This window comes from Pseudomonas poae (genome assembly GCA_028869255.1).
GTDB lineage: Bacteria > Pseudomonadota > Gammaproteobacteria > Pseudomonadales > Pseudomonadaceae > Aquipseudomonas > Aquipseudomonas poae_C.
Genome location: CP110972.1, coordinates 2,223,824 through 2,237,683, shown reverse-complemented (window position 1 = coordinate 2,237,683; position 13,860 = coordinate 2,223,824). Strand labels below are relative to the sequence as shown.

The 13,860-nt window shown below is 63.7% G+C and carries 8 protein-coding genes and 2 pseudogenes; all 10 read left to right on the top strand.

The window, feature by feature from the left end; genetic code table 11:
• Positions 1–36 precede the first annotated feature (36 nt).
• Positions 37–1,589, top strand: a pseudogene (gene glgA / locus LRS56_10320) (glycogen synthase GlgA).
• Positions 1,590–1,608: 19 nt separating this feature from the next.
• Positions 1,609–3,354, top strand: coding sequence for a malto-oligosyltrehalose trehalohydrolase (gene treZ, locus LRS56_10315; GenBank protein WDU64820.1), 1,746 nt, complete (start codon positions 1,609–1,611; stop codon positions 3,352–3,354).
• A pseudogene (gene malQ, locus LRS56_10310) lies at positions 3,351–5,434 on the top strand (4-alpha-glucanotransferase). The gene treZ and the pseudogene malQ overlap by 4 nt, the downstream one beginning before the upstream one ends.
• Positions 5,431–8,181 (top strand): malto-oligosyltrehalose synthase, encoded by a 2,751-nt coding sequence (locus tag LRS56_10305; GenBank protein WDU64819.1) that lies wholly within the window; start codon positions 5,431–5,433, stop codon positions 8,179–8,181. The pseudogene malQ and the gene LRS56_10305 overlap by 4 nt, the downstream one beginning before the upstream one ends.
• A gap of 23 nt (positions 8,182–8,204) precedes the next feature.
• Complete coding sequence (locus LRS56_10300) at positions 8,205–8,474, top strand: DUF2934 domain-containing protein (GenBank protein ID WDU64818.1); 270 nt, start codon at positions 8,205–8,207, stop codon at positions 8,472–8,474.
• A gap of 122 nt (positions 8,475–8,596) precedes the next feature.
• A complete protein-coding gene (gene glgX, locus LRS56_10295; protein ID WDU64817.1) occupies positions 8,597–10,756 on the top strand; it encodes a glycogen debranching protein GlgX in 2,160 nt (719 codons plus the stop codon).
• 1 nt (position 10,757) lies between these two features.
• Positions 10,758–11,756, top strand: a complete 999-nt coding sequence (locus LRS56_10290; protein WDU64816.1) for an acyl-CoA/acyl-ACP dehydrogenase — start codon at positions 10,758–10,760, stop codon at positions 11,754–11,756.
• Positions 11,753–12,511 carry a PIG-L family deacetylase gene (locus LRS56_10285; protein WDU64815.1) on the top strand — a complete coding sequence of 253 codons (759 nt, stop codon included), beginning with the start codon at positions 11,753–11,755 and terminating at the stop codon, positions 12,509–12,511. The genes LRS56_10290 and LRS56_10285 overlap by 4 nt, the downstream gene beginning before the upstream one ends.
• On the top strand, positions 12,508–13,107 hold the full coding sequence (locus LRS56_10280) for an SAM-dependent methyltransferase (protein WDU64814.1): 600 nt from the start codon (positions 12,508–12,510) through the stop codon (positions 13,105–13,107). Before LRS56_10285 ends, LRS56_10280 begins: the two co-directional genes overlap by 4 nt.
• Positions 13,104–13,763: a glycosyltransferase family 2 protein gene (locus LRS56_10275; GenBank protein WDU64813.1), complete on the top strand. Its 660-nt coding sequence runs from the start codon at positions 13,104–13,106 to the stop codon at positions 13,761–13,763. The genes LRS56_10280 and LRS56_10275 overlap by 4 nt, the downstream gene beginning before the upstream one ends.
• Positions 13,764–13,860: the final 97 nt, after the last annotated feature.

Genomic DNA, 13,860 nt, shown 5'->3' with positions numbered 1-13,860 from the left:
AGCGGGCCATTAGCCGACCAACACGTGGAGAGAACTATGATCAGTGCCGCTGCAAGTATTCAGGGAGAGCGTGTTAGTCAGCCAGTTGGCGGGTCGACCTCTTTGGTTGACCTCAACACGGTGCGGCCGGTCCCTAGTCATAACCCAAATCGCAAGAAAGTCCTGTTTGTAACCTCCGAATTCGCTGACCTGGTGAAAACCGGCGGCCTGGGTGACGTGTCCGCCGCCCTGCCCCGCGCCATGGCGCACCTGCACGATGTGCGAGTGTTGATTCCGGGCTACCCACAGGTCATGGAGAGCGACAACCCGATCCACATTATTGGTGAGCTGGGCGGCCATGCCGCGTTGCCGCCGTGCAAGATCGGGCGCATGGACCTCAAGGACGGCCTGGTCATCTACGTGCTGATCTGCCCCGAGCTGTATGAGCGCGAAGGCACTCCGTACGGCGCCAACAACGGCCGCGACTGGCCCGACAACCATATTCGCTTCGCCCGCCTGGGTTTGGCCGCCGCCGACATGGCCGCCAACCTCGCCCAGATCCACTGGTGCCCGGACCTGGTGCACGCCCACGACTGGCCTGCCGGCCTGGCCCTGCCTATATGCACTGGCGTGGGTCACGCACGCCCACCCTGTTCACCATCCATAACCTGGCCTACCAGGGCGTGGTCAGCCTGGCTTCCACGCCGGAGCTGGGCATTCCGCCCCACGCGCTGCAACAGGAAGGCATGGAGTTCTACGGCAAGATGTCGTTTCTCAAGGCCGGTATGGCGTATTCCAGCCATATCACCACCGTGAGCGCGACCTACGCCCAGGAAATCACCACCCCGGAATTCGGCTGCGGCCTCGACGGCTTCCTCGCCGCCAAGACCCAGCAAGGCTTGCTCAGTGGTATTCCGAACGGCATTGATGAAAGTTGGGAAACCTCTACCGACACGCACCTGACCCACAACTTCAATATCGGTGACTGGGAAGGCAAGGCGGTCAATGCCGCCCATGTGCGCGAACTGTTCGGCCTGCATGACTCCACCGGCCCGCTGTTCGCGGTGGTCTCACGCCTGGTGTACCAGAAGGGCCTGGACCTGACCGAAGCGGTGGCCAGCTTTATCGTCGAACACGGTGGCCAGATCGCCATCATCGGTCGCGGCGAACCGGAAGAAGAACAAGCCATGCGCGAACTCGCACTGCGCTTCCCGGGCCAGGTGGGCGTGCGCATCGGCTTCAACGAAACCGATGCTCGGCGCATGTTCGCCGGCAGCGATTTTCTGCTGATGCCTTCGCGCTACGAGCCTTGCGGCCTGAGCCAGATGTACGCCCAGCGCTTCGGCTCGCTGCCGGTTGCACGCAATACCGGCGGGCTGGCGGACACCATCGAAAATGGCGTCACCGGGTTCCTGTTCAATGAATCCACGGTAGAAAGTTATGAAGAAGCGCTGAGCCGTGCGCTTCGCGTATTCGACAACAAAGGCTTGCTCAACGCCATGCGCAGCCGAGCCATGACCCAACCCTTCAACTGGTGCCAGGCGGTAGAACCCTACGCCGAACTGTACGAACAACTGGTGGCCAAGGCTTTGGGGAAGTCGACTAAATAATCAAGGGAGGTCTTCATAGATGCCGTTACGGACTCTGGAAACCTGGCCCCACGGCGCAATCATGCTGGACGCGCAACACACGCGTTTCGCCTTGTGGGCGCCAGACGCGTTTTATGTCAGCGTTGAATTGGAAGGTGGTAAATCAGTCGCCATGCTGCCTCAGGCAGAGGGTTGGTTCGAGGCAGAAGTGAAGTGCCCTGCGGGCACTCGCTACCGCTACAACATCGATGGAGAAATGGATGTACCCGACCCCGCGTCCAGGGCCCAGGCCACGGACGTGCATGGTTGGAGCCTGGTGGTCGACCCGCTCGCCTACCCATGGCGGCATACCGCCTGGCAAGGCCGCCCGTGGCATGAGGCGGTGATCTACGAGTTGCACGTGGGCGCGCTGGGGGGCTACGCCAACGTTGAAAAACACCTGCCACGCCTGGCCGAGCTGGGCGTCACCGCGATTGAACTGATGCCTTTGGCGCAATTTCCCGGCGAACGCAATTGGGGCTATGACGGCGTGCTGCCGTATGCGCCGCAGTCTTCCTACGGCACCCCCGAACAGCTCAAGCATCTGATCGACAGCGCCCATGAACACGGCCTGGCCGTGATCCTCGACGTGGTCTACAACCACTTTGGCCCTGATGGCAATTACCTGGGCCAGTACGCCGCAGGTTTCTTCCACGAAGACGTGCACACGCCCTGGGGCGCCGGGATTGATTTCGAACGCCGTGAAGTGCGGGACTTCTTCCTCGATAACGCGCTGATGTGGTTGCTCGAATACCGCTTCGACGGCCTGCGCCTGGACGCGGTGCACGCCATCGACAACCCGGGGTTCCTGCAGCAACTGGCGCATCGCGTGCGTGAGCAGGTGGATATCGGCCGGCATGTGTGGCTGGTGCTGGAGAACGAACTGAACCAGGCAAGCCTGCTCAAGCACGATTTCGACGCGCAATGGAATGATGACTTTCATAACGTGTTGCACGTGTTGCTGACCGGCGAAACCGATGCCTATTACAGCGACTTCGCCGAAGACCCCACCGCCAAACTCGCCCGCTGCCTGGGCGAAGGGTTTATCTACCAGGGGCACACCACCCGTCACGGCCATGCGCGCGGCGAGCCGAGCGGCGACCTGCCGCCCACGGCTTTTGTGGCGTTCCTGCAGAACCACGACCAGATCGGCAACCGCGCCATGGGCGAGCGCCTGCACCAGCTCTGCCCGCCCCAGGCGCTGGAGGCCGCCACCGCCCTGCTGCTGCTGTCGCCGATGATCCCATTGATGTTTATGGGCGATGAGGTCAATGCCGAGCAACCTTTCCTGTTCTTCACCGACCACCATGGCGAACTCGCCGAGGCGGTCCGTGAAGGCCGGCGCGATGAGTTTGCCGACTTTGCCGCCTTCAAGGACCCCGAGCGACGCGAACGCATTCCCGACCCCAACGCGCTAACGACCTTTGAGCAGTCGGCGCCGTCCTTTGCCGATACCCCGCACGCCCGGCTCTACCGCCAACTGTTGAGCCTGCGCCATCGCCACATCGTGCCGCGGCTGCCCGGCAGCATGGCACTGGGCGCGCAGGTGCTTGGCGATGCGGCCGTGAGTGCACGCTGGCGCCTGGGCGACGGCAGCCTGTTGCAGATCGACCTGAACCTGAGCGCCATCGCGCTGCAGCACCCGGCGACCGCGCATGTCCTGTTCCAAACGCCTGCCGACCACGGCGCCAACCTGCCGCCGTACAGCGCACGCGTCACCCTATTCCCTGTTGGAGAGCACCCTTGAGCGAAGCGAACCTGGAAATCCTCGCCAGCCGAGCGGGCCTGGCCGTCGATTGGATCGACGCAAACGGCCGCCCGCAACGAGTGAAACCCGACGCCCTGCGCGCCGTCCTCAAAGGCCTGGGCCACCCGGCCGACACCGATGCCGAGATCGACGCCAGCCTGCTGGAACTGGAGCAGGTGCAACAAGACAAACACCTGCCACCCTTGATGACGGTCGAGACCAGCATTGGCCTGGACCTGGCGCGTTATTTCGAACCCGACACCCTGTGCCGGGTCAACCTCGAAAACGGCGAAACCCTGGAGTTGCGCCTCGATGGCGACGCGGTGCTACCGGGCGTCATTGCCCTGGGCTATCACCAGGTGCATATCAACGACCAGACCTTCACCCTCGCCGTCGCCCCCACCCATTGCTACAGCGTGGCCGAAGCGGTAGACACCCAACCGGCCCGCGCCTGGGGCCTGAGCGCCCAGCTGTATGCACTGCGCCGCCTGGGCGATGGCGGCTTCGGCGACACACTCGCCCTGGAACACCTGGCGCGTGCCGCCGCCGAACGCGGAGCCGATGCCCTGGCAATCAGCCCGATGCACGCGATGTTCAGCGCCGACACCGAGCGCTACAGCCCGTACTCCCCCTCCAGCCGCTTGTTCCTCAACAGCCTCTATGCCTCGCCGGCGTGCATTCTGGGCGAGCGCGAAGTACGCAACGCGATTGAAGCCCTGGGCCTGGCCGAAGAGCTGCACACCCTGGAGCAGCACACCCTGATCGACTGGCCTGCCGCCGCCAAGGCCAAGCAACGCCTGTTGCGCGCCTTGTACGAAGATTTCCGCCACGGCCAGCATCCGCAACATGCGGACTTTCTGAGTTTCCGCCAGGCCGGCGGCGAAGCCCTGGAAAACCACTGCCGCTTCGAAGCCGTGCAGGCGCACCGCGCCGCTGCGGGCGAAGACCTTGACTGGCGCCACTGGCCCGAAGCCTGGCGCTCGCCACAAAGCCCGGCGCTGGTGGAGTTTGCCGAAGCCAATCAGAGCGAAATCGGCTTTTACGCTTTCGGCCAATGGTTGATCGCCCGCAGCCTGGAACGCGCCCAACAAGCTGCGCGAGGCAGCGGCATGGGCGTGGGCCTGATCGCCGATCTGGCGGTGGGCGCCGACGGCGGCGGCAGCCAGGCCTGGAGCCGTCAGGATGAACTGCTGGCCGACCTGACCGTGGGCGCGCCGCCGGACATTCTCAACCGTGCAGGCCAAGGCTGGGGGATCTCCGCGTTCTCCCCGAAGGTCTCAAGCGCAATGGCTTTCGCGCGTTTATCGAAATGCTGCGCGCCAATTTCGCGCATGCCGGCGGCCTGCGCATCGACCATGTGATGGGCCTGCAACGCCTGTGGGTGATCCCGATGGATGCCTCCCCTCGCGAGGGCGCCTACCTGTATTACCCGGTGGACGACCTGTTGCGGTTGCTGGCGCTGGAGTCGCACCGCCACCAGGCCATCGTACTCGGTGAAGACCTCGGCACAGTACCCGACGGCCTGCGTGAAAAACTCATCAGCCGCTCGATTCTGGGCATGCGCGTGCTGCTCTTCGAACAGGGCCACGATGGCCAGTTCAAGCCGATTCTCGACTGGCCGGATAACGCACTGGCCACCACCAGCACCCACGACTTGCCCACGCTTAATGGGTGGTGGCACAGCCGCGATATCGACTGGAATATCCAGCTCGGCCTGATCGACGCGCCCACCGTGGAGCAATGGAGCGAACACCGCCTGCGCGAACGCCAGGCCCTGCGCCAGGCCTTGAGCCAGGACCCGCAGAATTTTGTCGAAGAGATCCGCAACGAAACCGACCATATGATCGACGCCAGCGTGCGCTACCTGGGCCACACCCGTGCGCCGCTGGTGCTGCTGCCGCTGGAAGACGCGCTGGGCCTTGAAGAACAAGCCAACCTGCCCGGCACCACCGACACCCATCCCAATTGGCGCCGCCGCCTGCCGGGCGAGGCTTCGAGCCTGCTCGACAACGCAGGCGCCGCCCGCCGCCTCGAACTGCTGGCCGTCGCGCGCAACCAAGCCTATGAGCGTGACCGATGAACGTACTGCCCCTGCGCGCTACCCAGCGCCTGCAATTCCATAAAGGTTTTACCCTCGATGATGCGGTGCCCCTGGTGCCGTATTTTGCCCAACTGGGCATCAGCCACCTGTACGCCTCCCCTCTGCTCAGCGCCCGTGCGGGCTCGATGCATGGCTATGATGTGGTCGACCCCACCAGCGTCAACCCGGAGTTGGGCGGCGAAGCAGCCTTGCGGCGCCTGGTCGGCGCCCTGCGTGAACACGATATGGGGTTGATCCTGGATATCGTGTCCAACCACATGGCCGTGGGCGGTGCCGATAACCCCTGGTGGCTGGACCTGCTGGAATGGGGCCGTTTAAGCCCGTACAGCGAGTTTTTCGACATCCAGTGGCATTCGCCCGACCCGTTGCTCAAGGGCCAATTGCTCATGCCGTTCCTCGGCAGCGACTACGGCGAAGCCTTGCAAACCGGCACGCTGACCCTGCATTTCGACGCCGAGCATGGCGCGTTTTACGTCGAGCATTACGAACACCGCTTCCCGATCTGCCCGCGTGATTACGCGCTGATCCTGGGCAGTGATGAGCGGCTCAAGCCCCTAGGCGACCGCTTCAGCGCCCTTGCCTATCAGGACGATGCCTACGCCGAAGCGGCCTGGCTCAAGCAGGTATTGGCCGAACGCGCGACCGAAGTGCTGCCCGCCATCGAACACCGCCTGGGCGAGTTCGACGGGCGCGACCCCGAGGGTTTCAAGCGCCTGCATCAGTTGCTCGAGCAACAGGCCTATCGCCTCGCCAGTTGGCGCACGGCGGCGGACGATATCAACTGGCGGCGCTTCTTTGATGTCAACGAACTCGGCGGCCTGCGCGTGGAACGCAGCGCCGTGTTCGAAGCCACCCACGGCAAGATTTTCGAACTGATCAGCGAGGGCCTGGTGGACGGCTTGCGTATCGACCATATCGACGGCCTGGCCGACCCACGGGGGTATTGCCGCAAGCTGCGGCGCCGCGTGGATTCGCTGTCCCCCGAGCGGCACTTGCCGATTTTCGTCGAAAAGATTCTTGGCGAAAGCGAGACGCTGCGCGAAGACTGGCGTGTGGACGGCACCACCGGTTACGAATTCATGAACCAGCTGTCGCTGCTGCAACACAACCCTGAAGGCTTTGCGCCGCTCGCCGAGTTGTGGACGCGCCACAGTGAACGGCCGTCGGCGTTTATCGAAGAGGCGCGGTTGGCGCGCCAGCAGATCCTCAACGGCTCCCTCGGCGGGGATTTTGAAAGTGTGGCCCAGGCCCTGCTGCAAGTGGCCCGTGATGATGTGATGACCCGCGACCTGACCCTGGGTGCGATCCGCCGCGCCCTGCAGGAGCTGATCGTGCACTTCCCGGTGTACCGCACCTATATCAGCGCCCGTGGCCGCAGCGCGGCCGACGACAAGGTGTTCCAGCAAGCCCTGGACGGCGCCCGCAGCACCCTCGGCGAAGGCGACTGGCCGGTGCTTGAGCACCTCGAAAACTGGCTCGGCGGCCAGCCCTGGCGTGAGCGCCCGGTGGGCCGCGAGCGCAAGATCCTCAAGCATGCCTGCGTGCGCTTCCAGCAATTGACGTCGCCGGCTGCCGCCAAGGCCGTGGAAGACACCGCGTTCTATCGCTCGGCGGTGCTGCTGTCGCGCAACGATGTAGGCTTCAGTACCGAGCAGTTCAGCGCGCCGCTGGCCGAGTTTCATGCGGTCAACCAACAGCGCCTGCAAGCCTTCCCCGACAACCTGCTGGCCACTGCCACCCACGACCACAAACGCGGTGAAGACACGCGTGCGCGCCTGGCGGTGCTCAGTGAGTGCGCGCCGTGGTACGCCAAACAAGTGGAGCACTGGCGCAGCCTCGCCGCGCCGTTGCGCAGCAATGCCGACAGCCCCTCGGCCGGTGATGAACTGATCCTCTATCAAGTGCTGCTGGGCAGCTGGCCGCTGGACCAGGCGGATGACTTCGAGGGCTACCAGCAACGCCTGTGGCAGTGGCAGCAAAAAGCTTTGCGTGAAGCCAAGCTGCAAAGCAGCTGGAGCGCGCCCAACGAAGCCTATGAACAAGGCGTCGAAAGCTTTCTCTCACGCCTGTTGCTCAGTGAGGAGGGCCGCCCGTTACGCACCGCCATCGGCAACGCCGCCCAGGCCATTGCCCCGGCCGGCGCCCTCAACGGGCTGGCGCAATCCTTGCTTCGCATCACCGTGCCGGGTGTACCGGACCTGTACCAGGGCGATGAGTTCTGGGACTTCAGCCTGGTGGACCCGGACAACCGGCGCCCGGTGGATTTCAACGCACGGCAACACGCGCTGGCAACCCCACCGGACATTGGCGAGCTGCTGTTCAACTGGCGTGACGGGCGCATCAAACAGGCATTGATTGCCCAGGTGCTGGCCTTGCGCAAGGCCGATCCCGAGCTGTTTCGCAGCGGCACCTATACGCCACTGGAAGTGGTGGGCCAACACGCCGAGCGGGTGCTCGCGTTCTGCCGCGAGCACCACGGCAAACGCCTGTTGGTGGTGGTCCCGCGCTGGCCGTTGCAGCTGCTTGAAAACGGTGTGCATCCCCAGATCAATGCGCAGGTTTGGGGCGATACACGGGTGAAATTACCGTTCGCCGCGTCAACCCAAAACTGGAAGGGACTTTTTCACACAGGCGCAGTCACACCAGACAAGGAGCTGTTGATCAGCACTGCCCTGGGGGATTTCCCGGTCAATGTCTTTATCAATCCTGATGATCAAGAAAGCTGAAATTTTCTGTGAGGAGCATTGCGATGAGTACTGAAGACAAACGCATACGCGAGTTAGCGCATCAGATCTGGGAATCTGAGGGCAAGCCCCATGGGGAGGATGCGCGACACTGGGAAATGGCGCGCAAGCTGGCGGAAGCCGAAGCCCTGACGCCGAGCAAACCCAAGGCTGCGGCCAAGCCCAAGACCGCACCCAAACCGCCCGCCAAGGCCAAGCCACCCGCGCCGGCAGCCAGTAAGCCGGCGCCCCCGGCCGCTAAAAAGCCTGCGGCGCCGAAAAAGCCCAAGGCTTGACCTTCAAGCCTCCTGCCGGCGCTGCCGGCAAGAGGTGATTTCACTTTTTCCCTACTGTCCGCTGAATTCTCGTCAGCAAGGCCGCGTTCGGCCTGAAAAAAGACCTTTGCAGGAGCAACTCCATGAGCAAACCCCATAAAACCCCTTCGACGCCGGGTAACGAGCCGTCGCGGATTCGTGAAGGTTTGCCCTTCCCTCTCGGCGCCACCTGGGATGGCCTGGGTGTCAACTTTGCGCTGTTCTCCGCCAATGCGACCAAAGTCGAACTGTGCCTGTTCGACGACGCCGGTGAAGTAGAACTGGAACGTATCGAACTGCCTGAATACACCGACGAGATTTTCCACGGCTACCTGCCCGACGCCCACCCCGGGCTGATTTACGGCTATCGCGTGTACGGTGCTTATGACCCAGCCAATGGTCATCGCTTCAATCACCACAAACTGCTGATCGACCCCTACGCCAAACAGCTGGTGGGCGAGCTTAAATGGTCCGAAGCGCTGTTCGGCTACACCATCGGCCACCCCGATGACGACCTCAGCTTCGACGAGCGCGACAGCGCGCCGTTCGTGCCCAAGTGCAAGGTCATCGACCCGGCGCACACCTGGGGCAACGACCAGCCGGTGCGCGTGCCATGGGACCGCACGATCATTTATGAGACCCACTTGCGCGGCATCAGCATGCGTCACCCTTCGGTGGGCGAGTCGGTGCGCGGCACCTGCGCCGGTCTGATGGAAGACGACGTGCTCAAGCACATCCGCCAACTGGGCATTTCGTCCGTGGAGTTGCTGCCGGTACACGCCTTTGTCAACGACCAGCACCTGCTGGAAAAAGGCATGACCAACTACTGGGGCTACAACAGCATCGCTTTTTTTGCCCCCGACCCGCGCTACCTGGCCAGCGGCAAGATCGCCGAGTTCAAGGAGATGGTCGCGCACCTGCACGAGCAGAAGCTCGAAGTGATCCTGGACGTGGTCTACAACCACACCGCCGAAGGCAACGAGCGCGGCCCGACCCTGTCCATGCGCGGTATCGACAACGCCTCGTACTACCGCCTGATGCCCGACGACAAGCGTTTCTATATCAATGACTCCGGCACCGGCAACACCTTGGACCTGAGCCACCCGTGCGTGCTGCAAATGGTCACCGACTCCCTGCGCTACTGGGCCAACGAGATGCACGTCGACGGCTTCCGCTTCGACCTGGCAACCATCCTCGGTCGCTACCGCGATGGCTTCGACGAGCGCCACAGCTTCCTCGTGGCCTGCCGCCAGGACCCGGTGCTGCGCCAGCTCAAGCTGATCGCCGAACCGTGGGATTGCGGCCCCGGCGGTTATCAGGTGGGCAACTTCCCGCCGGGCTGGGTGGAATGGAACGACCGGTTCCGCGACACCGTACGCGCATTCTGGAAAGGCGATGACGGCCAACTCGCGGACTTCGCCGGGCGCATGACCGCCTCGGGCGAGATGTTCAACCATCGCGGCCGTCGCCCCTACAGCTCGGTGAACTTCATCACCGCTCACGACGGGTTCACCCTGCACGACCTGGTGTCGTACAACGACAAGCACAACGAAGACAACGACGAGAACAACCAGGACGGCAGCAACAATAACCTGTCGTGGAACCACGGCGTCGAAGGCCCCACCGACGACCCGGAAATCAACGCACTGCGCCTGCGCCAGATGCGCAACTTCTTCGCCACATTGCTGCTGGCCCAGGGCACGCCGATGATTGTGGCCGGGGATGAATTCGCCCGCACCCAGCACGGCAACAACAACGCCTACTGCCAGGACAGCGAGATCGGCTGGGTCAACTGGGAACTGGATGACGACGGCAGGGCCTTGCTCAAGTTCGTAAAACGCCTGATCAAGCTGCGCCTGGCGTATCCGATCCTGCGCCGTGGCCGCTTCCTGGTGGGCGACTACAACGAAGATATCGGTGTGAAGGACGTGACCTGGCTGGCGCCGGATGGCAACGAGATGACCACCGAACAGTGGGAAGACAGCCACGGCCGTTGCCTGGGCATGTTGATGGATGGCCGCGCCCAGGAAACCGGGATTCGCCGCGCCGGTGCCGATGCCACGCTGCTGCTGGTGGTAAACGCCCACCACGACATGGTGAATTTCCGCCTGCCGCCGGTGCCCGAAGGTGAGTTCTGGACCTGCATGCTCGACACCAATGAGCCCGCAGTACGTGGCCAGGAGCGTTTCGAGTTTGATCACGAGTACGCCGTAACCGGCCGCTCGCTGCTGCTGTTTGAATTGCAGCGTGACGAAGAGGTGTGACATGGCACTGCATGGATTCCTTCAAGGCTTCCCGGGCTATGCGGACACGCAAGCCCTGGGCACAGCCCTGAAGGCACTTCAGGAGGAAGGCCTGGACCAACTGCCGCTGCCTGGCGGCGGGGAAACACTGGCGCGGTTCAGCCGCTTGGCACAGGTGGCAGGCCATGACCTGCGCTTGTGCAAGCTGTTCGAAGGGCATACCGACGCCTTGGCGATCATTGCCGAACTTGGCAGCCCACTGCCGCCTTTGGGCAGCACCTGGGGCATGTGGGCGGCTGAGCCGCCGAACGCTAAAGTGCAGGTACGCCAGCAAGGTCATCGCCTGTTGATTGAGGGGCGTAAAGCCTGGTGTTCCGGCGCCGCGGTGGTCAGCCACGGGTTGCTGACGGCCTGGGATGAACAGGGTTGCCAGCAACTGGTCGCGGTGCAGATGGACCAACCCGCCGTCACGGTGACTGACCAGGGCTGGCATGCTGTGGGCATGGCCGCCACCGGCAGCGTAGAGGTGATATTTGAAGGCGCCGGCGCCATTGCGGTGGGCGGCCCCGGCGACTACCTCGCCCGCCCCGGCTTCTGGCAAGGCGGTATCGGCATCGCCGCGTGCTGGTACGGCGCGGCGCAACGTCTGGCCGAGGTGCTGCGTGAACACTGCAGCAAACGCTCGGACCCGCATGCTCTCGCCCACCTTGGCGCCGTCGACAGTGCACTCAACAGTGCGGCCTGTGTGCTGCGTGCCAGCGCGGAGCAAATCGACCGCGAACCCAAGGCCAATGCCAGGCAACTCGCCCAGCAAGCCCGGGCCTGTATCGAAGATGCCGTTGAACAGGTGATGCACCATGTGGGGCGTGCCGTGGGCGCTGGCCCGTATTGCAAGGACCCGCACTTTGCCCAGTTGATGGCGGACCTGCCGGTGTATGTGCGCCAAAGCCACGCCGAACGTGACCTGGCGGCCCTCGGCGAACGGGTCGCCGCTGAACCCGCTGGGAGGTGGCAGTTATGAAGCCCAATCCAATTGTTGGCCAGGGTACGCCGCTGCACCACTGGCAGGCCTCATCGATGATGGCCGAGCTGCCGCAGATCAGCGTTCAAGCACTGGTGCCCGACGGCCATCGCGCCGTGATCATCGCCCCGCACCCGGACGACGAAGTGCTGGGCTGTGGCGGCTTGTTGCAAGGCTTGGCCGCATTGGGGCGACCCATGCAACTGATTTCGGTAACCGACGGCAGCGCCAGCCACCCCGGTTCCAAACGCTGGCCGGTGGAGCGTTTGAGCGTGGTACGCCCGCAGGAATCGGCGCAGGCTCTGCATCGCCTCGGTTTACCGTTGCACAGCCTGAAATGGCTGCGCGCAGGTTTTACCGACAGCCAAGTCGCTGCGCGGGAAGACGAACTGGCCGCGTTTATCCAGCGCTACCTCAAACCCACTGACGTGGTGTTCACCACCTGGCGTGAAGACGGCCATTGCGACCATGAAGCCGTTGGCCGCGCCAGCGCCAAGGCGGCACACGCAGCAGGCGCCACCCTGTACGAGCTGCCGGTATGGACCTGGCACTGGGCCTCACCCGAAGACAGCCAGGTGCCGTGGCACCGCGCACGCAAAATCCCTCTGACCTGTGAAGCGGTGGCCCGCAAGCGCCACGCCATCCATGCGTTCGCCAGCCAGTTGGAGGGCGACCCGCAGATCGGCCTGCCACCGGTGCTGGCGCCCTATGTGGTGGAACGCCTGCTGCAACCTTTTGAAGTGGTGTTTGTATGAGTGTGGCAACGCCTTATTTCGATCAACTGTTTGCCGATAACGATGACCCTTGGGCGTTCCGACAACGCTGGTATGAGCGCCGCAAACGTGCGCTGACCCTGGCCATGTTGACCCGCCCGCGCTATGCCTCGGTGTTCGAACCCGGTTGCGCCAACGGTGAACTCAGTATCGAGTTGGCCACCCGTTGTGACCGCCTGCTGTGTTGCGATACCGCCTCGGCCGCTGTGGACCTGGCCCGTGGGCGGCTGCTGGGTTTTGCCCATGCCCAGGTGCAGCAAAGCCGCTTGCCTGAACAATGGCCGGCGGGCCAGTTCGAACTGATCGTACTGAGCGAGCTGTGCTACTACCTCGACGCCGATGACCTGGGCCGCGTGATCGATCGCGCCCTCGCCTGCCTGACCAGTGACGGCCAGGTGCTGGCCTGCCACTGGCGGCCGTCTATCGAAGGTTGCCCGCAGACCGCCGAGCAGGTGCACGCCTTGCTCCATGAGCGGCTGGCGATGCCCCTGGTCGCCAGGCACCACGAGCACGACTTTCTCCTCGACCTCTGGAGCCGCGACGGCACCTCGGTCGCCACCCTTGAGGGCCTGCGATGATCGGCATTCTGATCCCGGTGCACAACGAAGAAGCGCTATTGGGCGAGTGCCTGAAAGCCGCATTGATTGCGGCCAACCACCCGGAGTTAATGGGCGAGCCGGTGCAGATCCTGGTGATGCTCGACAGTTGCAGCGACGCGAGCGCGGCGATTGCCGAAGATTTCCCGGTACAACGCTTGGAAATCCAGGCGCGCAATGTGGGCCAGGTGCGTGGAGTCGGCGCACGGCACCTGCTCAACCAGGGCGCCCGCTGGATATCCTGCACCGACGCCGACAGCCGCGTGGCCCCCGATTGGCTGGTGGCCCAGTTGGCACTGGAGGCCGACGCCGTCTGCGGCACGGTGACCGTGGACGCCTGGAGCGAAGACTTCGACCCGGCCGCGCAGATCCGCTATCACCAGGCGTACGAGGCGCGTGAGGGCCACCGCCATATCCACGGCGCCAACCTCGGTGTGAGTGCCGGCGCCTATGTGCGCGCCGGCGGTTTTGAGCCGCTGGCCTGTCACGAAGATGTGCAACTGGTGCGCAGCCTGGAACGCTGCGGCGCGTCCATCGCCTGGAGCCATACCCCGCAAGTCATCACCAGCGCACGTCTGCAAGCGCGTGCTCAAGGCGGGTTTGGCGATTATTTGAAGAGCCTGACACTCGCCTCCTGAAAAAAACGACGTTGCCGAATGTAAAAGCAGCCGATCCTTGTCTATGCTGATAACGCCTTGCTGGCAATCCAGGGTTGGATTGCCACGCAACCCCCAC